The organism is Exiguobacterium sp. s46, assembly GCF_018618875.1.
GTDB classification, from domain to species: Bacteria; Bacillota; Bacilli; order Exiguobacteriales; family Exiguobacteriaceae; genus Exiguobacterium_A; species Exiguobacterium_A abrahamii.
In genome coordinates, this window is record NZ_JACSMY010000001.1 from 1,720,419 (window position 1) to 1,743,155 (window position 22,737).

Below are 22,737 nucleotides of genomic sequence, written 5' to 3' on the forward strand. Positions count from 1 at the left end.
CAATTCTTCAGATGACAAAAAAACCGATACGACATTCATCGTACCGGCTAAATCATCGATTATAGATACCAGTCTCAAACCAATTCAACACATTCCGCGTCACACGCAACTTGTCATGAATCGGAAATTGATGGGCATAGGCATAAGTCTGAAGCGTCGTATGCTCAGGATGACGTGCAGCATAAGCGGTTGCGTGTCGTAAACGAACGTTCTCATCGTATGCACCGTGAATCAATAATACTTCACCTTGAGGTTCGACATGGAGCGGCGAGCGAACCGCGTATTCATCAGGAACCGTGTCTGGTGTACCTCCCGTGTATCGCCGCAGCATCTTTTGCATCGTCTTCTGCTCTTCATACGTCCACGTCAACTCCGTCACCCCTGCCCAGGACACCGTTCGGGCGACTGGACGGTGATGCGCAAGGAGCAACGCCATCTGTCCACCACGTGAAAATCCAAATGCGTGAACATGTGAGACACGTTGCTGCAACCAGTCAAAGGCACTGCAGGCGTCTTCGATATCGTGATGTCCAAAGTCTTCTTTTCCCGTACCGCCTAGATTCCCTCGATAGAAAGGTGCCATGACAAAAAAGCCTGCCTGTGCGAACGCGAGCAGTCGAGTCGGTCGGACCATTCCGATCGAACGCGTTCCACCACGCAAGTAGAGAATCCCCTGACCGTTCGCAACTTGCGGGAGTACGATATAGGCACCGACCCGTTCTCCGTCCGCTGTGGTATAAAACATCCGAAACGTCCGAAACGGACCTTGGCGCGGAAGTTCAAACCAATCGGCGTTCGCTAAGTACACGGAGTGTCTCCGGAAGGACACGGTCCTTCATCATAAAGCTGTATTGTCGATTCGTATCGAGACGATCAGGGAGTTCCTCGAATAGAAAAGCACCATCTGTTTCATCCACGGCAAGATGAGACGACAATGATCCGATTTGCGCGAAATAGATGTTTTTGATGATCGTATCACCTTTTCCAGCAACACGATACTGTCCGACATATGAGAGAGAATCGATTTCCCCACCCGTCTCTTCCATCACTTCGCGACGTGCGGCTTCTTCTGCTGTTTCACCCGGTTCAACCTTTCCACCAGGAAATTCATACCCCCGCTGCTTATGATGGGTCAGCAACCATTTTCCTTCGTACACGGCAATGACCCACACGTGCAAGGGACGATCCGAGAACGGATGGTCATCAAAACTTAACTCCACTTGATTTTGATAATAATCCAAGAATGTAATCACGTACGTGCACCTCATTTCTTCTTCTAACTTCACTTTACCTGTTTCACGGGTATTCTAAAAGTGAAAACGCTAGGATTACCTGTAAATCTGGAAAATGATAGCCTACTATCATCCGGTAAAAGCAAAAAAACAGCCGATGTTCCACTAGGGAACGATCGACTGTCATTTTACATTACTTCAAACGTGCTTCGAGTTCTGCTTTTTCTGCTTCGAATCCTGGTTTACCAAGAAGAGCGAACATGTTTTTCTTGTACGCTTCAACGCCTGGCTGATCAAATGGATTCACTCCGAGGAGGTAACCACTCATCGCACAAGCTTTTTCGAAGAAGTAGAACAGGAATCCGAGGTGATACGGTGTCATCTCTGGAAGTTCGACTGTCAAGTTCGGTACTTGTCCGTCCGTGTGCGCAAGCAACGTACCTTCTGCTGCTTTATCGTTGACGAATTGAATCGACTTCCCTGCAAGGAAGTTCAATCCATCGAGATCCTGAGCGTCTTCTTCAACAGTCAACGCATGACGCGCTTGACCGACTTTGATGACTGTCTCGAACAGGTCACGACGACCTTCTTGGACGTATTGTCCCATCGAGTGGAGATCCGTCGAGAAGTCGACTGCTGCTGGGAAGATTCCTTTGAAGTCTTTTCCTTCTGACTCGCCGTATAATTGTTTCCACCACTCCGATACATAATGAAGTGCTGGTTCGTAGTTGACGAGAAGCTCGATCGTCTTCCCTTTCGCATAGAGCGCATTTCGTACGACCGCGTATTGATACGCTTCGTTGTCAGCTAGGTTTTCGCTCGCATAGCGCTCTTGCGCGTCACGGGCACCTTGCATCAACTCTTCAATTGAAATACCAGCTGCTGCGATTGGTAATAGACCAACCGGTGTCAAAACAGAGAAACGACCGCCGACATCGTCCGGAATGACGAATGTTTCATATCCTTCAGAGTCTGCGAGTGTTTTTAATGCACCACGCGCTTTATCCGTCGTTGCATAAATCCGGTGTTTTGCTTCTGCTTTACCGTATTTCTCTTCCATGAACGATTTCAAGAGACGGAACGAAATTGCTGGTTCTGTCGTCGTACCCGATTTCGAGATGATGTTGACCGATACATCTTTTCCTTCGAGGACTTCGAATAAATCGTGCAGATACGTCGATGAGATATTATGTCCTGCATAGATGATTTGTGGTGCTTTGCGATCTTCTTTTGATAACAAGTTATGGAATGAGTGTCCGAGCATCTCGATCGCAGCACGCGCTCCGAGATATGAACCGCCGATTCCGACGACTAACAACACATCAGAATCCGACTTGATTTTTTCTGCAGACGCTTGAATGCGTGCAAATTCCGCTTGATCGTAATTCGTCGGAAGATCCACCCATCCTAAGAAATCACTTCCTGCGCCTGTTCCTGCATGAATCGCATGGTGAAGCGTCTTTACCGTTTCCGCCATATGATCTACTTCATGTTGACCTACGAATTGTAGGGCTTTCGAATAATCAAAACGTACTGTTGACATGCCATCGTCCTCCTTATTCATTCGCAACGAAATGCGACCTTCCTTTTCATTAAAACGCAAGAAGGAAGGTCGTTCAAGTCTTTTGTGAAATGAGTAGCAAATGTTACAGATTGTTATAGGGCAGCTGTCACGATTTGACGAACGTCTTCGTTTCCAAGTGATTTGAAGTTTCCGAAGTCGCCGCGTGTCATTGCTGACTTGACGATTGCGTCAACTGTATCTTCTTTGATGTCGTAATCAGCGAGACGATTCGGTGCACCGAGTGATGTCCAGAAAGCACTGATTGCGTCGATTGTCGCGTGTGCTGCTTCCATCTCTGATTTACCTTCCGTATCAACGTTAAAGACGTTCTCACCGAGTGTGACGAAACGATGTGCGTTTGATTCGTCGAGTACGTGGCGCATCCAGTTCGGGAAGAGGATTGCGAGTCCACCTGCGTGCGGGATATCATGAACAGCTGAGACGGCGTGTTCGATGTTGTGTGATGCCCAGTCGCCGCGTGCGCCCATTTGAAGGACACCGTTGAGCGCCATCGTACCAGCGAAGAGAATCGTGCCACGAAGTTCAACGTTCTCGAGATCGTTGACGAGTTTTGGTGCTGCTTCGACGACTGCTTTCATGACACCTTCTGTCATCCGTTCTTGGACCGGTGCATGCGCAGGGTGGAAGTATTGCTCGAGGCAGTGGCTCATCATATCGACGATACCGTAGATTGTTTGATCTTTTGGCACACTGACTGTGTACTTCGGATCAAGGATTGAGAATGTTGGGAACGTAAGCGGGCTACCCCAACCGTACTTCTCTTGTGTCTTCCAGTTCGTGATGACGGATCCTGAGTTCATCTCAGAACCTGTTGCTGCAAGCGTCAAGACTGTTCCGAATGGGATGACTGTTTCTGGTGTTGCTTTGCCGATGACGAGATCCCATGCTTCGCCTTCATAAGGAATACCAGCAGCAATCAATTTCGTGCAGTCGATGACAGAACCGCCACCGAGTGCAAGCAATGCGTCAACGCCTGCTTCACGTGCGATTTTGATACCGCGCTCTGCTGTCTCGATACGCGGGTTCGGTTCGACACCGTCGCATTCGACGTACTCGATTCCTGCCGCGTTGAGTTCACGTGTGACATCATCATAGACGCCATTACGTTTAATACTGCCGCCACCGAAGACGAGCATGACTTTCTTTGCACCGAGTGCTTCGAGTTGTGGTTTCAGTTGGCTGACTTGACCGTCACCAAAAATAAGTCTTGTTGGATTGCGATATTCAAAGTTTTCCATCTGTGTTGCCTCCTCAATAAGTAATGAACACCTTACATTATCCACACATTCCCCTTTCGCATCTAATTTAATGCTTATTCTGTGTAAAAATCGCATAAAAAAAAGAGAACCGACCGATGTCGATTCTCTCATGTGGCTTATTTTTGGAAGTTTGATTTTTCAATCCATTCTTCCAATTTACCTTTAAGAACGTTGAATCCAGGTGCTTCTTCTTGTTTGAAAGCAGGACCTGCATCGCGACGTCCAGCGTTTTTGCGTGGACCTTTCGCGCGTGCTTCACGTTTTGGAGCTTCCTGAGTTGCTTTGATCGAAAGCTTCATTTTTTTGTTAGCTTCGTCGATGTCGAGAACTTTAACAGTTACTTCATCGCCAACTTTTACGTAATCGTTGATGTCTTTTACGTAATCGTGTGAGATTTCTGAGATGTGGACGAGACCTTGTGTTTGCTCGTCAAGTGCTACGAAAGCACCGAAGTTTTGAATACCAGTTACTTTACCAGTAACGACTTGGTCTTTTTCAAAGTTTGCCATAATGTATACACTCCCTAACTAAATTCATCAACTTATAATAACACACTTTTCTTGTATCGTAAAAAATATTTTTGGAATTTGTTTATTTTTTATTTCACAAGGGAACATTTTAATAGCAAGACTTCAAGTATTCCCCCTGATTCTGCCGAACTTTCCGAGTTCGGCCCTTTTTTTGTTCTTTTGCTCAATTGACCTAAGTGACAAAGAAAAGTATTGCTTGAAACGAGAAAGACGAAAGACAGATAAGACTATCAAAAAAACGGACAGTCTCGGTCTGCTCACTTTCCGCGGACAAGCCCTCATGCCGCTTCAGATGCGTCGCATCTTCCAGGGTCATGATGACTTGTTTTTCCGCAGGAGTCGAGCAGAACCTCACCTGTCCTAGCGTAAAGGAAATATAGAGTAGAAGCAATCATCAATTGATTTATTTATTACTTACAGATCGTCAAATCCATTTGCATCGGTTACTTTCGCATACGAACGTGATTTTTGTTCGAAGAAGTCCGATTTCGTCGCGTTCATCGAATCATCTGAATACGCACGAATCCATGGCATGACGTCTTCGTCGTGCCCTTCATAGAGATCCGACAAACCGATGACGCGAAGGCGTTTGTTCGCGAGATATTTAACATAGTCACGCATCTCACTGACGTCAAGTCCGTCTAGATCACGTAAGACGTATTCGCTCCACTCGATTTCAAGATCAACGGCACGCTTGAACGTGTCATAGACGAATTGTGTGAATGAGCCATCGGCATCAATTTCCGGATGCTCCGACAAGACAGCACGTAACAATTGGCTGATGAAGTACGAATGTTGCAGTTCATCACGTTGAATATAACTGATCATCGTCGATGTTCCGACCATCTTTTGGTGACGCGCTAAGTTATAGAAGAAGGCAAAGCCTGAATAGAAGTTGATTCCTTCAAGAACGATCGAAGCAACGAGCGATTTCGCGAAGTTCTCTGGAGTCCGGTCATTTTGGAAATCTTCGTATAAATCAAGAATGAATGCATTACGCTTCATGACCATGTCATCGTCTTTCGCGATATCAAAAATCCGGTTTTGTTCAGCCAATGGAACTAAGCTGGATAAGACGTAGCTGTACGATTGATTATGCACGACTTCCTGTTGCGCGATGATTGCGAGAATCGCATGAACGGACGAATCCGACGTGAACATTGCCGATTCCAAGATATAACGTGTCTGAACCGAGTCAAGGATCGAGAGTAGCCCGATGATTCGTTTGAATGCATCCTGTTCCCGTTCACTTAATTGATTCCACTGTTGCATGTCCTTCGACATCGAGATCTCATCTGGGATCCAGAAGTTCGATAACAGTTGTTTGTAAATCGAATAAAACTGTGGATACGCAATGTCGTTCCAGTTGACGATGGCACTCGTTTCGCCACCGATGATCGCTGTCGCGCGATTTGGATGACGTGCATCAAGCAGTTTGATTTTTTGTAGCTGTTCCATGTGCTTCGACTCCTTCTTGCTGTAATTGAAGAATGGTCCGTTTCGTCCATTCCTTGACGAGATGTGGGCGATTGCGTGGTGACTGTTCGATTTTCAACAGTTCTCCAGCAAGCGGTACACCGAATTTCGAGAGATGATAGGCCATCTCATCAACGGCGCGACAATATTTGACGAACATCTTGTCCCCTGTTCCAAAAACAGCTGCCTGCGGAATCGCATGCGAACTCTCCTTTAGAACGGTTCTGAGACAATCGCGCATATCGTCGGGTAGTTGTCCATCTCCCCACGTATACGAACCAAAATAGACGATATCATAAGGCATTAACTGATACGTCGTCACTTCATCCGCAAACAACATCGTCGGCTCGATTCCCATCTCAGAACACGTCTTCGCGACGAGTTCTGCCACCTCCTCCGTGTTTCCACTCAATGACGCATATACGATTGCTGCCTTCATGATATCGTCCTCCTTATCTTATGATGAACACGATTCACATTCGTCGATTTCAACCGTCGTCGAACGCGTGTAGTAGATCGTCTTCATCCCGAGTTGCCACGCTTCCATGTGCATCTCGAGTAATTCTTTCGCCTTGACGTTATTTTTCACGTACAGATTGAAACTGATCGCTTGGTCGATGTGACGCTGACGCGAAGCATTTTGACGGATGCTCCATAACTGGTCGATTTCAAACGCTGATTTATAGAACCAGTTCGTTTCCGGCGTTAAATCTGGAACGGTGACTGGAATCTTATAGTTCTTCTTCTCTTCCGAGTAGACTTTTTTGTAGATTGGATCAATCGATGCCGTACTACCCGCAATGATTGCCGTCGATGAGTTCGGTGCGACTGCCATCAAGTATGCGTTACGCATTCCGTACGCCGTGATGTCGGCTTGGAGACGATCCCAATCGAGTTCATCCGTCGTTTTGTAGTGGCGACGTTTGATGTACTCTCCTGTTTGCCATTCTGAACCTTCGAAGAGACGGTACGCGCCTTTCTCTTTCGCAAGTTGCATCGACGCATCGATCGTCAAGTAAGCAATCTTCTCGTAGAGACGGTCTGCGTATTGTACCGCTTCGACCGATTCCCAACGGATGCCTTCGAGCGCGAGCAGATGGTGCCAACCGAACGTCCCAAGACCAACGGCACGGTATTTTTGATTCGTCAATTGTGCTTGCGGGACATCGATCGTATTCAAGTCGATGACGTTATCAAGCATCCGCATTTGAATCGGAATCAATCGCTCTAGGACGTCAGAACGAACTGCACGTGCAAGTGCGATCGATGACAAGTTACAGACGACGAAATCCCCTGGTGTCTTCGTGACGATGATCTTACCGTCTTCCGTGTATTCTTCCGTCACGGTCGTCGGGCTCATGTTCTGCATGATTTCTGAGCACAGGTTTGACGAGTAGATCATGCCTGCATGTTTATTCGGGTTCGCACGGTTAACCGCGTCACGGAAGAACATGTATGGCGTCCCTGTCTCAAGTTGCGAACGCATGTAGCGTTTGACGAGATCGATTGCTGGAACTGTTTTTTTGCTGAGGCGTGGCTCGTTGACACATGCTTCGTATCGTTCCGTGAAGCTGCCACCTTGTTCCGTCTCATCGAAGTAATCCTCGAGGCTAAAGCCCATGACTGTCCGAATTTCGTGTGGGTCAAATAAATGCCAGTCTTCTCGTGCTTCGACGGCACGCATGAAACGGTCCGGTAAGTTGACGCCTGTGAACAAGTCGTGTGTCCGAAGTCGCTCATCCCCGTTGTTGAGCTTCGCGTCCAGGAATTCGAGGATATCTTTATGCCAGATGTCGAGATACACCGCGATCGATCCTTGGCGCATACCGAGCTGGTCGACGCTGACTGCCGTGTTGTTCAATTGTTTCATCCACGGGATGACACCACTTGAGACGCCTTTGAAGCCTTTGATGTCTGATCCGCGTGAGCGAATTTTACCCATGTAGACGCCGATTCCGCCGCCACCTTTAGAGAGTGTCGCCACGTCCGTGTTCGAGTCGTAGATGCCACGTAGCGAATCATCGACTGTATCGATGAAACATGAAGAAAGTTGACCGTAAGACTTACCAGCGTTCGAAAGCGTCGGAGTCGCAACTGTCATGTAGAGATTCGACAATGCCCAGTAAGACTCTTTGACGAGTTCTAAACGACGTTCTTTCGGTTCGTTCTGCATCAGTGTCATCGCGATGACCATGAATCGTTCTTGTGGTAGCTCGTACAAGTTTTTGACGTGATCACGTGCGAGGTACCGGTCTGCCAGTGTTCGAAGACCAATGTATGTGAACAAGTGGTCGCGGGATGGATCGATCGTTGCCGACAGTTCGTTGATGTCTTCCTTCGAATACGCATCTAGTAAATGTTTCGTGAAGATGCCGATTTCTGTCAGTTTTTCAATCAGCGTATACAGCGAACCATACCGTTCTTCTGCTGCATATCCGCGATTTTCACCTGCTTCAAGGTATAACCGATTTAAGTAAGTCGCTGTCGCTACGAATGTCCAGTTCGGCTCTTCTGCCTTCAACATATCGAGTGCGTGCATCGTTAACAGTTCATAGACTTGATCGGCTTGTAGGGATTTTCCCTCAAGCGCTCGGATGGCACGTTCAGTATAGCGGTCGATATCAAGTTCCGGATACGTTTCCGTCGCCTGTCGAATCACGACATATACGTCTTCTATTGTCATTGCACCCTTAAAGATGCGTGCTGTATTCAGTGGAGATGCCACTATGAACCACTCCCATTCTCTATCGTTAAACAGGTTCGCATTACACAATGAAATACGCTAAACTAAAAAAAGACGTCCTACATATAGAAAGGACTCTACAAGTATCACTCTATATATAGACGTTTTAGCCGTTTTTAAACCTGTTAATGTACAAGATATAGGTTATCACTGAAATTCAAAAAAATAACCCCTTGCTTTGAAATTCAGGTCAAACAATTTGAAAAAGGCATCATGACGCCTTTTGAGATATATTGAGATAGCGAGTAAAATGTATTATAAGGTCAAGTGAACCGTTAAAATAAAGATGGTCCATTTCTCCTACTAGAAGAAAAATATTCTCTTCGAATTTTCTGATATACTGAACGTATCGATCTTCCGTCTATCAGGAAGAAGGATTCAATCCATCTATCACGAAAAGACGGCATATACGTATGTACGTTGAAAGGAGCTTACCTCATGCAAGTCGATTACACACCAAATCCGAATTCCGTCAAAATCACGCTCGAAGAACAGCGCTTCGGTGCTAAAAGTACGAGTGTCAAAAAAGAAGATACACCTGAAGATGCGTTGCTCGCATCATTGATCGCCCTCGATGGCATCGACAATCTGTTCGCTTACGGCGACTTCGTGACGGTTACGAAAGAACCAGAAGCAGAATGGAACGAACTGCTACCACGCATTGAAGCAAACATGTAAAAAACAAGAAGACACCTGTTCCTGGACAGGTGTCTTTGTTCAAGGAGCGATCACTGATGCCAACCGTATCCATCATCATTCCGACGTACAATCGTCCTCGTGAATTAGCAGAAGCGCTAGAAGCGTTGACGCGTCAACACTATCAAGACTTCGAAGTCATCGTCTTAAACAATAATGGAGACGATGTCTCAGCAGTGACGACTGCGTATCAGGACCGTCTTCAACTGACCTATGTCGAGTTACCTGAAAACCACCATGTTCGTGCTCGAAATCATGGTGTCACGCTCGCTTCCGGTCGGTATATCTTACTTCATGACGATGACGACCTCTTATTACCGAGTCACCTCGAAGAAGCGGTCGGCGATCTCGAAGCTGGTGCCGACCTCACCTATACGGACGCGGAACTCTTTACGTACCGCTGGGAAGAGGATCACCGGATTGCAATCGATTCTGAGCCATTCGCGTATCCGTACGATCCGGAGACGATTCGAGAAGACTCGACGTACATTCCGTCCGGGTCACTCTATCGTAAATCGCTCCACGATCAACTCGGTCCATTTGATGAGGACGTCTTCAACTACTGGGACTGGGATTGGATCTTACGCGTCGGCAAGGATCATTTAATACTGCATCCGGCGCGCGCGACCGTCTTATATGCTTTCAATCCGTCGGGTAATCATGAATCCGCGCGTCAGGATGCAGCGCGACGCGTCTTTTTTGAACGCCTCGTTGAAAAACACCAACTTCCGACAAATGAAATGAAGAACTTCCATATCGTCCAGGCTGAGCGACGCGCACGATTGCGCCAGACCCGCCGTACCTTCAATGGTCAATTGACAGAAAGTGAGTGATCCCATGTACACCGAAAAACAACTCGAATTATTAGCATTATTAACACAAAATGGTCCGATGGACGTGGACTTGCTTGCGCAAATGCTCGACTGGGAAGCGTCAGAAGTAGCAGCTTCCATCGAGACATTCAAACGCGACGGTGTCCTACTCGGTTACACCGCTGTCATCGACTGGCAAAAGATTCATGCCCATCATGGCGTGACAGCTTTCATCGATGTCAAAGTCACACCGAAACGCGGACGCGGGTTTGACGAGGTAGCGGAGCGCATCCATCGTTTCCCGGAAGTGACGTCCCTTTATCTGATGTCGGGCGCATACGACTTACAAGTCGTACTTGATGGCAAATCGCTACAAGAAGTCTCTCAATTCGTCTCGGAAAAATTATCGACGCTCGACTCCGTCATCTCGACGACGACCCATTTCCGCTTGAAGACCTACAAGCACGATGGTGTTCTCTTCAGTCAGGATGATGATGACAAACGATTGAAGGTGTCTCCATGAAGTCTCTATCTGAACGTGTCGAACAGTTAGCCCCATCCGGCATCCGTCGTTTCTTTGATTTAGCAGGATCGATGGAAGACGTCATCTCCCTTGGTGTCGGCGAACCTGATTTCGTCACGCCATGGAATGTTCGCGAAGCGAGCTTCGCAGCACTCGAGCAAGGTTATACAGCGTATAGTGCCAACGCCGGTTTACTCGAGTTACGTCAGGAAATCGCGCTCTACATGCAAGAAAAATTCACCATCTCCTATTCGACGACGGAAGAAATCATCGTCACGACTGGAGCATCAGAGGGACTCGACCTTGCCTTTCGTAGTTTGATCAATCCAGGAGATGAAGTCATCGTCGTCGAACCGGCATTCGTTTCGTATGCTCCCTTGATCGAACTCGCTGGAGGCATTCCTGTCGCCGCTGCGTGTCATGCAGAAGACGGTTTTGCGATTCAACCGGAAACGATCGAACAATTGCTGACAGATAAGACGAAAGCGATCATTTTCTGTTTCCCATCGAATCCGACAGGCTCGACGATGTCGCGCGATCAATTAGCGGACCTAGCCTTACTCGTCCAAAAGCATGATCTATATGTCATCAGTGACGAAATCTATGCGGAACTGTCCTACGAAACGGAAGCGATCTGCTTTGCGACCCTTCCCGGTATGCGAGAGCGGACGATCATCATCAACGGTTTCTCGAAAGCCTTCGCGATGACAGGATGGCGGCTCGGTTTCACTTGTGCGCCACCTGCAATCACACAATCGATGCTGAAGGTCCATCAATACGGGATGATGTGTGCCCCGACACTCGTTCAATTCGCGGGCATTGAAGCACTGCGTTCTCGTCATAAAACGGTCCCTGACATGGTGACGAGTTATCGTCAACGCCGGAACTACTTCGTTAAGGCATTAAACGATGCGGGTCTCCCGACACACTTACCGGGTGGCGCCTTCTATGCCTTTCCGTACATCGGTCATACCGGACTAACGAGCGAGCAGTTCGCTGAGCAATTGTTACTCGCTGAGCGCGTCGCCGTCGTTCCAGGATCCGTCTTCGGAGCAAGCGGTGAAGGTTATGTCCGGGCGAGTTATGCGAGTTCGATTGAACAACTGCAAGAAGCGATCGCTCGGATTCATCGCTTCATGAAAAAATGGCAGGCTCAAGATGAGGCAGCATCGTCTCATTCACATTAAAAATAAATGGTTGACTTAAAAGTCAATCTCCACAAGATAAGGGTGGCAGAATGATAATCTGCCACCCTTATCTCGTAACAAAAAGAATAACCCGTCACACGCCACTCCTACAGGAAAAAGCGCATTTGCGCTGTCAGAGACAAACAAGACCCGCTTTCCTGCTCGAATGGAGCGGAAAACTGGCTTGTGTCTCGCCTGAGGAAAGGGCGTGAAAAGACGTGTCATTCTTTTTTGAGTCAGTCCCTTATTTATTTAATCGATATAGAGAACGAGAAACATCCGATGGTCGTCTTCCGCATGATACGGCGAGATCGGACCGAGTTGTGGCGCAAAGACTTCTAAGCGATACGGTGAATTCTTGAAGTCAAGCGGTGTTCGCTCTTTGATCAAGCGTCCCATTTCGTCCGCTAGTTCTTTCACTTCAACCAAACTACGCGAGCGTTCCATCGGTGCTTCGAAGACGAATGCCTCGATCCCCTCAATCGTCGCACATCGGAGAAAACGCCGGAGTGACGGTAATGCTGCTTCCATGTTATCCTCTATCGTTTGGTTCTCCTCGTACACAGGAGCTCCCCAGAGGCGTGCCTCGCTTCCTGTCGCACTTCGGAAATGATCAATCGTCTCTTCCGTGATGGGATCACGCGTCAACGCGAAGCGTGTTTTATCCCGCTTCAGATTCTTTTCATTCGTCCGGTCGATTTCTGTCAGTAAATCAAGTTGAAGTGGTCGTGCTAACCGAAACAGTTCGCGTTGCAGACGTGCTAAGGAATGACCAATCGGAACAATTGTGTCTTTCGCTTTCGGAGGTTTATCCCCTTCATAACCGTTCATGACACGTGCGATTTGTCCGGCCTCATGCACGAGTCGATAAAACGAACCGTCCTGATCATCATTTACTGTACCGAGCGTCTCATGCTGTGCTGCAAGATCCGTCACGTATTGGTTCGCAAGACAGGTCGAGATCATCAAGACGTCGACAAGTTCAAAGCGAAGGGCTTCTAAATCATTTTGTTCTAGTGCTTCTCCGACTTCACCGACTTCTTCCGTCAGGCGCGCGAGACCAGATAGCGGTCGAAAATAACCACCGAGTGAGCGAATCGTCGCATCAACCTTTTGTTGCAGTGTCTTCATCTGTTCCATCGGTCTGACCCTCCACGATTGCCTGGCGTACGTGCATTTCTGTCTCCTGTTTAACGTGTTGCGCAAACGCCTGATTTTTCTTCCATTCTCGGATTCCGACAGATGTCGCAGCAATCAACGCAGCAATTAGTCCGATTTCTCTTTTACGCATCGAGATCTCCTCCTTTTGAATGACTCGTAATCTACCTAAACATGATATGATGATATCAATAAATTCTACATACTCCAGTAAGAGGTGTTGCTTGTGTCGACTGAACGTCTTTGGCAAATGGCCCGGTTCCTGACGGTGATCTTCGCCTTCTTAGTTGGTGGATGGTTACTCATCCGCCTCTCGTCCATCTTATATCCATTCGTCTTTGCGTTTCTGCTTGCCCTTTTCAGCCGACCGCTCGTCGATTTCTTCCAAAAGCGGTTACGGATCAATCGTGGATGGGGTGCGTTGTTATCGATCATTTTGATCAGTGGCCTATTAGTTGGTTCGCTCGCCTTGATCATCATGCAGTTGATTCGCGGTCTTGTATTTGTCGCCAACCAATTACCGGCGCAAATCCAAGAGTTGAGCCTGTATTTTCAAAAGCTGTACAATGAAAAACTGGCACCCATCTGGAACGATGCTTCCGAAGCCTTACGCTCACTGGAGCCATCGCAACAAAATACGGTTCAAAACAGTATCCAATCTCTCGGTAGTTCACTTGCGAGTGCGATTGGCGAAGGCTCAAAAAGTATCGCCATGATGCTACAGACGGTCCTTGCGACATTGCCATCGATTGCATTGATTTTCGTCATCGTCTTACTTGCTTGGTTTTTCATCGCAAAAGATTGGCACCAGTACGAGATGCGATTGAAGCGCTATGAGATGCTTCCTTGGTTCGCTCGTTTCGAGTCGGTCTTCCTGAGCTTACGATCTGCCTTATTCGGCTATCTCAAAGCGCAGCTCACGTTGATCACGATCACGTTCTTCATCGTCTTGATTGGTTTGTTCATCATTGGTGTCGAGCATCCGTTCGCAGTTGCTTTTATCGCTGCCTTTTTTGATATCTTGCCGTATCTTGGCACCGGTTCCGTCTTCCTGCCTTGGATTGCCTATTCGATCATCACGGGTAATACAACACTTGCGATTGGACTCGGGATTCTATACGCTCTCGTCATTCTGCAGCGTAACATCATGGAACCGAAAATCGTCGGCGATAATATCGGGATTCAACCAATCACGGCGTTGATTGCGCTGTTCGTCGGGATCAAATTCTTTGGTGTCTTCGGACTGATTCTCGGACCATTGATCGCTGTCATCTTAAAAGCACTCTACAACGCCCAGATTTTTCATTATATCTGGGACTTCGTCAAAGGATCACCCACACTATTTCGGTGAGGGTGATTTTTTTGGTACAGCTGCATATAACGGATATCCTTCCGGATCCACCGGTCGACTCGCCGGCAAATAATCACACGGAAAACGGGCGCCCGTCGCAAGCAGACAAGCGTCGAGCCAATCATCGACCGCAACATGCGACTGACGCTGTTCCCATAACGGCGGACAATCAAAACGCTCGAGCAATTCAATCCGTTCCGCAATGCCTTCGGTCGTTTTCTTTGAAAAGCGTGCCGGATGACCGGCGAGTCGCGCGAAACAGACTTCCGGATGGGCTTCAATCATCTCCGTTCGATATACGCTGCGAACTTCTCTGATTTTCGGTAATAGATACCACGCTTGTTTTGAAAGCCCGATCCCCGCATGTTGTTTGGCTAAATCATTTGCTTCCATATAGCTAGAAGCTGTCAGTGCACTGAGGAACGGGGCATTGAAGACACTGCTCGTTCGCCCAGGGCGTAATTCCTGTCGCAACAGTTGATCTGTTTCGCGTCGTCCTTCCATTAAACCAATCGGCATATCGATCCAAATCCGGTCAGCTCTAGGAATATTTGCAAGCGTCGGTTCGACGAATCCCGTATAACAACCGTTTTCGCACATAACGACGACCCAGCCCGCCTTTGCCGCATCAATTCCGATGACGTGCATTCGTCTTCTCCCGGAAAGAACGCAGTAGTGATAAGACGGTGAAGATACCGATGAACGTCGCGAGACCGAGCGATAGACGGTCGCGCGCATCCATATACCAGACGACGGCAAGAATCGTCAACAAGACGCCGAGTAGATTCCAACGTCTCATTTTTCTTGCTCGACGAACCGGTACAGACTACGGACCATGACGCCCGTTGCTCCTTTTGGACCAATCTCAGACGCTTGATTCTGTTCCGATGTTCCCGCGATATCGAGGTGTAGCCAAGGTGTGTCACCAACGAATTCGCCGACGAACGCACCACCGAAGATCATGTGTCCCATGCGTCCCGGTGAGTTGTTCAAGTCTGCGACTTCCGAACGGCGGACTTGTTTGATGAAGGCATCAACATACGGCATCTGCCAAACCATCTCATTCGTCTCTTTCGTCACCTGTTCAAAGCGTTCGTAAAGTGACGTATCGTTCGTCAACGCACCTGTGATTTCTGTTCCAAGCGCGACAAGGACACCACCTGTCAACGTTGCGAGATCGATGATCGCTTTAGGTTGATACTCTTTCACGTACGTGACTGCGTCAGCAAGAACAAGTCGTCCTTCCGCATCCGTGTTCAAGACTTCAATCGTTTTTCCCGCCATCGATGTGATGACGTCGTCTGGCTTGAAGGCATCCCCGGAAATCATGTTGTCGGTTGCTGGAATGACACCGATGACGTGAACATCTGGCTTCAGTTGACCGAGTGCTTCGAATAGCCCGAGAACCGCTGCTGCTCCACCCATGTCGCCTTTCATTCCGACGATACCGTCTTTTGGTTTGATGGAATAACCACCTGTATCGAATGTGACGCCCTTCCCGACGACCGCGATTGGTGCTTCTGCTGAACCTTTATATTCAAGGACAATCAATTTCGGTGGAATGACGGATCCTTGGTTGACGGCAAGCAAGGCGCCCATCCCGAGTGCTTCCATCTCTTCCTTATCGATGATCCGGAGATCATGCCCATGACGCTCCGCGATGAAGCGTGCTTCATCCGCAAGCGCTGGCGCCGTCAAAAGATTCCCAGGCATCGTTACGAGACGACGCGCTAAGTTCGTCGCTTCAGCCAAGACCGTTCCGCGGCGTACGGCTTCTTCCTCTACAGGTAAGACCGTCAGTTGTAACGTATATGCTTTCGAAGGCGACGTCTTATAATGTTTGACCTCATATGTAGCGAGGGTGAATGTCTCGGCAATCAGTTCGACCGGTTGCCCTGGGAATGTTGTTGCATCAACTGTGACATGTTCTAAGCGACGTGCTTTGACATGCTGTGCCGCTTTTCCGAGCAAGCGACGTAAATCGTCTTGCGAGAGCTGATCAACTTTCCCGAGTCCAACGAACAGTACACGTGCGACGTCGCCCGCTAACGTTGGCAATAGACGCAGTTCTCCGCGTTTCGTTGAGATATCGCCTTGACGAACCCACTCTTCTAGTTTGTCACCATACAGTGCTTGTAACCGTTCATCGAGCGGTTGATTTCCAGAAATCCCGACAACGAGTACATCTACGGATTGATTCGTTTGCATATAAAACTCCCCCTTTGACTAGTATCTATTAGTATGAAGTGTTTTCAGTCATTTTCCAACTGATAGCCTCTCGACTGACCGCAAACGCTTTCATTACTTCTGTTCGACAATTTGTCGAAATGCTTGGTTTCAAACAATTGTTGCCCGTTTCACAATATGATAGGATTAAACGGGTGAAATGTTGAGACACTTCAAGAAACGATGCGTTTGCTGTTCCGGGAAATGTCTACGTTTTCATTCAAGGGAGAGTGCGCAGAAGGCTCGTTAAGAGAGAGGCGTTTATGGGTATCTATAGATAGCTAAGAAACGAAGTCGTCGCGTTAAAAAAACTTACTGAAAAGAGGGTAATGCACATGGCACAACATATCAAGGGAATTGGCGCTTCTGCAGGGATCGCGATTGCAAAAGCATTCGTGATGGAAACACCGGTCTTTGAGATTCCATCGCACAAAATCGAGGATGCAGCTGCGGAAAAAGAACGTTTCCAAGCAGCGATCGCAAAATCGAAGACGGAACTCGAAGTCATTCGTGAAAATACCTTACAAGAATTAGGTCCAGATAAAGCGGAGATCTTCTCGGCTCACCTTCTCATCTTAGAAGATCCGGAAATCGTCAGTCAGGTGAACGCAAAAATCGAGGACGAGCAAGCAAATGCTGCAAAAGCACTCGATGAAGTCGCAAACATGATGGTCATGATTTTCGAATCAATGGATAACGAATACATGCGCGAACGTGCAGCAGACGTTCGTGACGTCACGAAACGGACGATGGCTCACCTTCTCGGTATCACGTTCGTCACTCCAGCTCAAATCAATGAAGAAGTCATCATCATCGCGGAAGACTTGACTCCTTCAGATACAGCTCAATTGAACCGTAAATATGCTAAAGGTTTCGCAACGAACATTGGTGGCCGGACATCGCACTCTGCCATCATGTCACGTTCACTCGAAATCCCAGCAGTCGTCGGAACAAAAGTCGTCTTGACGGACGTGAAACATGGCGATCTTCTCATCCTTGATGGTGCTGAAGGTGACGTCATCGTCAACCCAAGCGAAGAGCAAGTGGCTGAGTATGAAGCAAAACGTGCAGCATACATCGCACAAAAAGAAGAGTGGAAAAAACTCAAGAACGAAAAAACAATGACGGCTGACGGTCATCACGTCGAGCTCGCTGCAAACATCGGTACACCAAACGATGTCAAAGGCGTTTTGGATAACGGTGCAGAAGCAGTTGGTCTCTACCGTACGGAATTCCTCTACATGGATGCAGAGACATTCCCAACGGAAGACGAGCAGTTCACAGCTTACAAAACGGTTCTCGAGTCAATGGGCGATAAAAAAGTCGTCATCCGGACTCTTGATATCGGTGGCGATAAAGAATTGTCGTACCTTGATCTCCCACACGAGATGAACCCGTTCCTCGGTTACCGTGCGATTCGTCTCTGCCTTGACCAAACAGACTTGTTCCGTACACAATTGCGCGCACTTCTTCGTGCAAGTGCATACGGTAAACTCGCTGTCATGTTCCCGATGATCGCAACGATCGAAGAGTTCCGTGCTGCAAAAGCACTTCTCCTTGAAGAGAAAGCAAACCTTCAAGCTGAAGGCGTCACGGTATCAGAAGACATCGAAGTCGGTATGATGGTCGAGATTCCAGCAACAGCGGTCATGGCTCGTCAGTTTGCAAAAGAAGTCGACTTCTTCTCTGTCGGAACGAACGATTTGATTCAATACACGATGGCAGCAGACCGGATGAACGAAAAAGTATCATACCTGTACCAACCGTTCAACCCAGCAATCTTGAACCTCTTGAACAACGTCATCACAGAAGCACACAAAGCAGGCAAATGGGTCGGCATGTGTGGTGAGATGGCAGGAGAAGAATTGGCACTTCCGATCCTTCTTGGTCTTGGTCTTGATGAGTTCTCGATGTCAGCATCATCTGTCCTTCGCGCACGTAGCTTGATGACACGCCTCAACAAATCAGAGTGTGAAGCAATCGTTGAGCAAGTACTCGATATGGATACGGCAGAAGAAGTCGTCGACTTCCTCAGCACGACTTTCGACATCAAAAAATAAATTCTGTCAGACGAACCTGGAGCAATCCAGGTTCGTCTTTTTTTGTCTTGTTAAACAAAAAAAAACAACGCCTCTTTCTTATAAGAAAGAAGACGTTGTTGAAACGATGATTATTGCGCTTGTTTCTTCTTCGCTGGAGTAGCTTGTTCCGATAAAATCGGACGCTCGTTTCCCATCAAGAAGATAAAGATGACACCGAGTACTGCTGGAATCAACGCCCAGAAATAGACGGTTGAGATCGATTCTGCAAGCGACGTCTTGATTGCTGTCGCAACTTCTGGTGGCATCTTCGCAAACGCATCAGCCGTTGGGAACTGTCCACCGGACGGCGCTCCACCTTGCGGCAACCGATCCGTTACAGCTGACGCGAATGTCCGTGATTGAATGATTCCGAGGACTGTGACACCAAGCGTCATCCCGATTGTCCGGAATGTTGAGCCCATCGAGGTCGCTGCGCCCCGACGTTGCATCTCGATGCCGTTGATACTCGCTAGATTCAATAGAGAGAAACTGAAGCCAACACCAAATCCGAGAATGATCATATAAATCGTTACCGCTGTCCGCGATGTCTCAAGCGTCATCGTACTAAGGAGATAGACACCGAGCAGGAAGAAGACCGCTGAGACGATCATGACGTTCCGGAATCCAAACTTGTTCGGCAACTGTCCACCAAGTTGCGCCGAGATGACCGAGGCAATCAACATCGGCATCAGGATCAGACCGGAGTTCGTCGCACTGCCACCAAAGACACCTTGCACGAAGATTGGAATGAATACACTCGCCGAGATGAAGACGAATCCATAAAAGAACGCCACGCCCTGTGTTGCCGCAAATAAGCGACGGCGGAACAGACTGAACGTAATGACGGGATCCGCGGCACGTCGTTCAGCAAATGCAAAGGCAACGAACGCGACGAACGCTGCTCCGAACAGACCAAGAATTTGTGGCGAAGACCATGCATACTCTTTCCCACCCATTTCAAGTGCGAGTAGGAATAACACCAATCCGGCAACAAGCGTAAAGGCACCGACGTAGTCGATTTTCTGTGTCCGGTGCACCGGTGATTCCTGATAGAAGACCGTCACGAGACCAAGGGCAATCAAACCAAGCGGAATATTGATATAGAACACCCAGCGCCAGTCGAGGGAATCCGTCAATACGGCACCAAGCAACGGTCCGAAGATACTCGAGATACCGAAGACTGCTCCGAACAGACCACTGACTTTCCCCCGTTTTTCCGGTGGGAAGATATCAAAGATGATTGTAAAGGCGATCGGCATCAACGCCCCACCACCAAGCCCTTGCAACGCACGATAGGCAGACAATTCAATGATCGAGTCTGCCATTCCACACAAGATACTCCCTACCATGAAGAGGAGCACCCCAAAGAGGAAGAAGCGTTTTCTTCCATACATGTCACTCAGTTTACCGAAGATCGGCATTCCAGCAACGGTTGCAATCATGTAAGCCGACGTGACCCATGCATACTGATCAAACCCATTCAGTTCACTGACGATCGTCGGCATCGCTGTCGCAACGATCGTGTTATCCATTGCTGCGACTAAAATTCCAATCAATAATCCGATGACGACAGGTGTCGTATTCGTTTTTGTTGTAGTCGAAGACATCGACGCACCTCATTTCTCAAAAAATTAGCTAACTCTTATAATAGCTAACTTATTGTATCATCATATGTGCAAAATCTCATTATAAAATGTGCTCTACGATCATTTCACACAAAAAAGACGGATCGCTCAGGACGATCCGTCGCTTTTCTTCTTTACTCTACACGATACGAAATCGCTTCTCCGGCTTCGACCGTCCGTCCGACATCAACGTCGACTTTTCGATCGCCGCTGTTCGTGACGATGATTGGTGTCAGTAATGATGGTACGAGCGGTCGTACTTGTTCAAGATCGACATTGAGGAGTGGTGTCCCCGGTTCAACACGATCGCCGGCTTTCGCCAACGCCTCGAATCCTTTTCCTTCGAGTGATACCGTATCAATACCGATGTGAATCAAGATTTCATCTCCATTATCCGCAAGAATACCGATCGCGTGTTTCGTCGGGAAGAACGTCGTAATCTCACCAGAGACTGGAGAGACGACATATCCTTCCGTTGGTTCGATTGCATATCCGTCACCCATCATGCGACCGGAGAACACTTGGTCCGGCACATCATCGAGAGAACGAATGATACCGCTCAGCGGTGCGACATATCCATCTTGCGGCACGTAAGCCCCACCACGATCCCCAGCGAGTGGACCGGCATCTGCTGTACCAGTTCCAGAAGTCCGTGCTTCGTCTCCCGTTGGTACTTGTGGAATTGGATCTGCTTCTGGTGTTTCTTTCGGTTTATAATTTGGATCTTTCATGATATCTGCCATTTCTGTCTTGATTCCATCGGATTTCGGTCCAAAGATGGCCTGGACGTTATCTCCGACTTCAAGAACACCAGCAGCACCAAGTTCTTTCAAGCGATCCTTGTTGACGCCTGATTTATCATTGACCGTAATCCGAAGTCGTGTGATACAAGCATCTAAATGTTTAATGTTTGATGGACCACCGAATGCTTGTAGAATTTCATACGGTAGATCGCCTGCTTGTGCCGTTGAGGTAGCGGCACCTTCTTTAATCGCTTCGCGTCCCGGAATCTTCAGATCAAACTTCGTGATGACGAAACGGAATCCGAAGTAGTAGATGACGGCGAAGACAAGACCGACTGGAATGACGAGCCACCACGAGGTTCGGTTCGGTAGAATCCCGAATAACGTGTAGTCAATCAATCCACCGGAGAACGTCATCCCGATCTTGACGTTCAGTAAATCCATGATCATGAATGAAAGACCTGCAAAGACAGCGTGAACGGCAAACAAGAGTGGTGCAACGAATACGAAGGAGAACTCGACTGGCTCCGTGATACCAGTCAGGAAAGAAGTCAACGCAGCTGAGAAATAAAGACCTTCGACGGCTTTACGACGATCTTTTGCGACCGTATGGTACATCGCAAGACAGGCTGCTGGCAGACCGAACATCATGAATGGATATTTTCCGGTCATATACGTCCCTGCTGTAAATGGTACACCGTCCTTCAACTGTGCGAAGAAGATCCGCTGATCCCCGTTGATGATCGTTCCGGCTTTATCCGTATATTCTCCGAACTGGAACCAGAAGCTTGAGTACCAGATATGGTGAAGACCAAACGGAATCAACGAACGTTCGACGAGTCCAAAGATAAAGGCAGACAACGGTTCGTTCGCTTCGATGATTGTTTTTGAGAATGTGTTGATTCCACTACCGATCGGTGGCCAAATATACGACAAGGCAAACCCTGCGACAAGACTGAATAAGGCGGTTGCGATCGGAACAAAACGCTTCCCTGCGAAGAATCCGAGGAAATCAGGCAGTTTGATTTTAAAGAATTTATTATAACTGTACGCTGCTATCAAACCGGCAATGATCCCTCCGAATACCCCCATTTGCAAGGTCGGTATCCCGAGGACCGTCGCATACGACAAGTCACTTGCTTTCTGTGCTTCCGTGATTTTTTCTGGTGTGATCTGTAAAAACGAACTGATGACCTTGTTCATGATCAAGAAACCGACGATCGCTGCTAGACCGGCAACCCCTTCCCCATTCGCAAGACCAATCGCGACCCCGACGGCAAACAGTAACCCGAGATTCGCAAAGATGATATCACCCGCATCCTGCATGACTCGCCAAATGACGACTAGCGAATCGTTCTCGAGGAACGGTAAATATTGCGTCAAGTTCGGGTTTTGAAACGCTGTCCCGAACGCGAGCAATAGCCCCGCTGCCGGTAAAATCGCTACCGGTAACATCAGGGCCTTACCGATCCGCTGTAAGACACCAAACACGTTTTTCCACATGCGTATA

Annotated in this window: 21 protein-coding genes; 6 read left to right on the forward strand and 15 right to left on the reverse strand. The window is 48.1% G+C overall.

Annotated features, from left to right (window positions below; all coding sequences use genetic code 11):
* Window positions 1-52 precede the first annotated feature (52 nt).
* From KNQ08_RS08985 to KNQ08_RS09020, 8 genes are all read right to left on the reverse strand, one after another.
* Window positions 53-808 (reverse strand): alpha/beta hydrolase family protein, encoded by a 756-nt coding sequence (locus KNQ08_RS08985; RefSeq protein ID WP_149427743.1) that lies wholly within the window; start codon window positions 806-808, stop codon window positions 53-55.
* Window positions 780-1,253 carry an RNA deprotection pyrophosphohydrolase gene (gene ytkD, locus KNQ08_RS08990; RefSeq protein ID WP_149427744.1) on the reverse strand — a complete coding sequence of 158 codons (474 nt, stop codon included), beginning with the start codon at window positions 1,251-1,253 and terminating at the stop codon, window positions 780-782. The genes KNQ08_RS08985 and ytkD overlap by 29 nt, the downstream gene beginning before the upstream one ends.
* 172 nt (window positions 1,254-1,425) lie before the next feature.
* Window positions 1,426-2,775: a glucose-6-phosphate isomerase gene (locus KNQ08_RS08995; RefSeq protein ID WP_050678632.1), complete on the reverse strand. Its 1,350-nt coding sequence runs from the start codon at window positions 2,773-2,775 to the stop codon at window positions 1,426-1,428.
* A gap of 113 nt (window positions 2,776-2,888) precedes the next feature.
* Window positions 2,889-4,055 carry an iron-containing alcohol dehydrogenase gene (locus KNQ08_RS09000; RefSeq protein ID WP_023469114.1) on the reverse strand — a complete coding sequence of 389 codons (1,167 nt, stop codon included), beginning with the start codon at window positions 4,053-4,055 and terminating at the stop codon, window positions 2,889-2,891.
* Between the two features lie 137 nt (window positions 4,056-4,192).
* The gene (gene yugI, locus KNQ08_RS09005; RefSeq protein ID WP_012371159.1) at window positions 4,193-4,585 is read right to left on the reverse strand and encodes a S1 domain-containing post-transcriptional regulator GSP13; all 393 of its coding nucleotides are present in this window, start codon (window positions 4,583-4,585) and stop codon (window positions 4,193-4,195) included.
* A 435-nt stretch (window positions 4,586-5,020) separates the two neighbouring features.
* Window positions 5,021-6,064: a ribonucleotide-diphosphate reductase subunit beta gene (locus KNQ08_RS09010; RefSeq protein WP_035406099.1), complete on the reverse strand. Its 1,044-nt coding sequence runs from the start codon at window positions 6,062-6,064 to the stop codon at window positions 5,021-5,023.
* Entirely contained in the window at window positions 6,033-6,521 is a 489-nt protein-coding gene (locus KNQ08_RS09015) for a flavodoxin domain-containing protein (protein ID WP_023469116.1), read from the reverse strand. The genes KNQ08_RS09010 and KNQ08_RS09015 overlap by 32 nt, the downstream gene beginning before the upstream one ends.
* 18 nt (window positions 6,522-6,539) lie before the next feature.
* Window positions 6,540-8,807 (reverse strand): ribonucleoside-diphosphate reductase subunit alpha, encoded by a 2,268-nt coding sequence (locus KNQ08_RS09020; RefSeq protein WP_023469117.1) that lies wholly within the window; start codon window positions 8,805-8,807, stop codon window positions 6,540-6,542.
* A 456-nt stretch (window positions 8,808-9,263) separates the two neighbouring features.
* Here KNQ08_RS09020 and KNQ08_RS09025 point away from each other — a divergent pair, with 456 nt between their 5' ends.
* The 4 genes from KNQ08_RS09025 to KNQ08_RS09040 are packed head-to-tail and all read left to right on the forward strand — an operon-like array spanning window position 9,264 to window position 12,043.
* Window positions 9,264-9,503 (forward strand): NifU N-terminal domain-containing protein, encoded by a 240-nt coding sequence (locus KNQ08_RS09025; protein WP_023469118.1) that lies wholly within the window; start codon window positions 9,264-9,266, stop codon window positions 9,501-9,503.
* A 56-nt stretch (window positions 9,504-9,559) separates the two neighbouring features.
* Complete coding sequence (locus KNQ08_RS09030; protein ID WP_133207639.1) at window positions 9,560-10,354, forward strand: glycosyltransferase family 2 protein; 795 nt, start codon at window positions 9,560-9,562, stop codon at window positions 10,352-10,354.
* 4 nt (window positions 10,355-10,358) lie between these two features.
* Complete coding sequence (locus KNQ08_RS09035; RefSeq protein ID WP_050678638.1) at window positions 10,359-10,856, forward strand: Lrp/AsnC family transcriptional regulator; 498 nt, start codon at window positions 10,359-10,361, stop codon at window positions 10,854-10,856.
* Window positions 10,853-12,043: an aminotransferase gene (locus tag KNQ08_RS09040; RefSeq protein ID WP_149427745.1), complete on the forward strand. Its 1,191-nt coding sequence runs from the start codon at window positions 10,853-10,855 to the stop codon at window positions 12,041-12,043. The genes KNQ08_RS09035 and KNQ08_RS09040 overlap by 4 nt, the downstream gene beginning before the upstream one ends.
* Window positions 12,044-12,295: 252 nt before the next feature.
* Here KNQ08_RS09040 and KNQ08_RS09045 read toward each other — a convergent pair whose 3' ends face one another.
* Together KNQ08_RS09045 and KNQ08_RS09050 are read right to left on the reverse strand one after the other, a co-directional pair.
* Window positions 12,296-13,183 (reverse strand): MazG nucleotide pyrophosphohydrolase domain-containing protein, encoded by an 888-nt coding sequence (locus KNQ08_RS09045; RefSeq protein ID WP_251133641.1) that lies wholly within the window; start codon window positions 13,181-13,183, stop codon window positions 12,296-12,298.
* Window positions 13,149-13,334, reverse strand: a complete 186-nt coding sequence (locus KNQ08_RS09050) for a hypothetical protein (RefSeq protein ID WP_050678640.1) — start codon at window positions 13,332-13,334, stop codon at window positions 13,149-13,151. The genes KNQ08_RS09045 and KNQ08_RS09050 overlap by 35 nt, the downstream gene beginning before the upstream one ends.
* A gap of 93 nt (window positions 13,335-13,427) precedes the next feature.
* Here KNQ08_RS09050 and ytvI point away from each other — a divergent pair, with 93 nt between their 5' ends.
* Complete coding sequence (gene ytvI / locus KNQ08_RS09055; RefSeq protein ID WP_214805306.1) at window positions 13,428-14,552, forward strand: sporulation integral membrane protein YtvI; 1,125 nt, start codon at window positions 13,428-13,430, stop codon at window positions 14,550-14,552.
* Here the strand turns inward: ytvI and KNQ08_RS09060 are convergent.
* The 3 genes from KNQ08_RS09060 to KNQ08_RS09070 are packed head-to-tail and all read right to left on the reverse strand — an operon-like array spanning window position 14,541 to window position 16,760.
* On the reverse strand, window positions 14,541-15,200 hold the full coding sequence (locus tag KNQ08_RS09060) for a DUF429 domain-containing protein (protein WP_214805307.1): 660 nt from the start codon (window positions 15,198-15,200) through the stop codon (window positions 14,541-14,543). The two genes, ytvI and KNQ08_RS09060, sit on opposite strands and share 12 nt — an antisense overlap.
* Window positions 15,181-15,351, reverse strand: a complete 171-nt coding sequence (locus KNQ08_RS09065) for a hypothetical protein (protein WP_214805309.1) — start codon at window positions 15,349-15,351, stop codon at window positions 15,181-15,183. The genes KNQ08_RS09060 and KNQ08_RS09065 overlap by 20 nt, the downstream gene beginning before the upstream one ends.
* Window positions 15,348-16,760: a leucyl aminopeptidase gene (locus KNQ08_RS09070; RefSeq protein WP_149427747.1), complete on the reverse strand. Its 1,413-nt coding sequence runs from the start codon at window positions 16,758-16,760 to the stop codon at window positions 15,348-15,350. Before KNQ08_RS09070 ends, KNQ08_RS09065 begins: the two co-directional genes overlap by 4 nt.
* Before the next feature lie 353 nt (window positions 16,761-17,113).
* On the opposite strand from KNQ08_RS09070, the gene ptsP reads away from it, so the two are divergent.
* Window positions 17,114-18,838, forward strand: a complete 1,725-nt coding sequence (gene ptsP / locus KNQ08_RS09075) for a phosphoenolpyruvate--protein phosphotransferase (RefSeq protein ID WP_023469128.1) — start codon at window positions 17,114-17,116, stop codon at window positions 18,836-18,838.
* Window positions 18,839-18,948: 110 nt separating this feature from the next.
* On the opposite strand, the gene KNQ08_RS09080 is transcribed toward ptsP, so the two are convergent.
* Together KNQ08_RS09080 and ptsG are read right to left on the reverse strand one after the other, a co-directional pair.
* Complete coding sequence (locus KNQ08_RS09080) at window positions 18,949-20,466, reverse strand: MDR family MFS transporter (protein ID WP_214805311.1); 1,518 nt, start codon at window positions 20,464-20,466, stop codon at window positions 18,949-18,951.
* A 152-nt stretch (window positions 20,467-20,618) separates the two neighbouring features.
* Window positions 20,619-22,730 carry a glucose-specific PTS transporter subunit IIBC gene (gene ptsG, locus KNQ08_RS09085; RefSeq protein WP_214805313.1) on the reverse strand — a complete coding sequence of 704 codons (2,112 nt, stop codon included), beginning with the start codon at window positions 22,728-22,730 and terminating at the stop codon, window positions 20,619-20,621.
* Window positions 22,731-22,737: the final 7 nt, after the last annotated feature.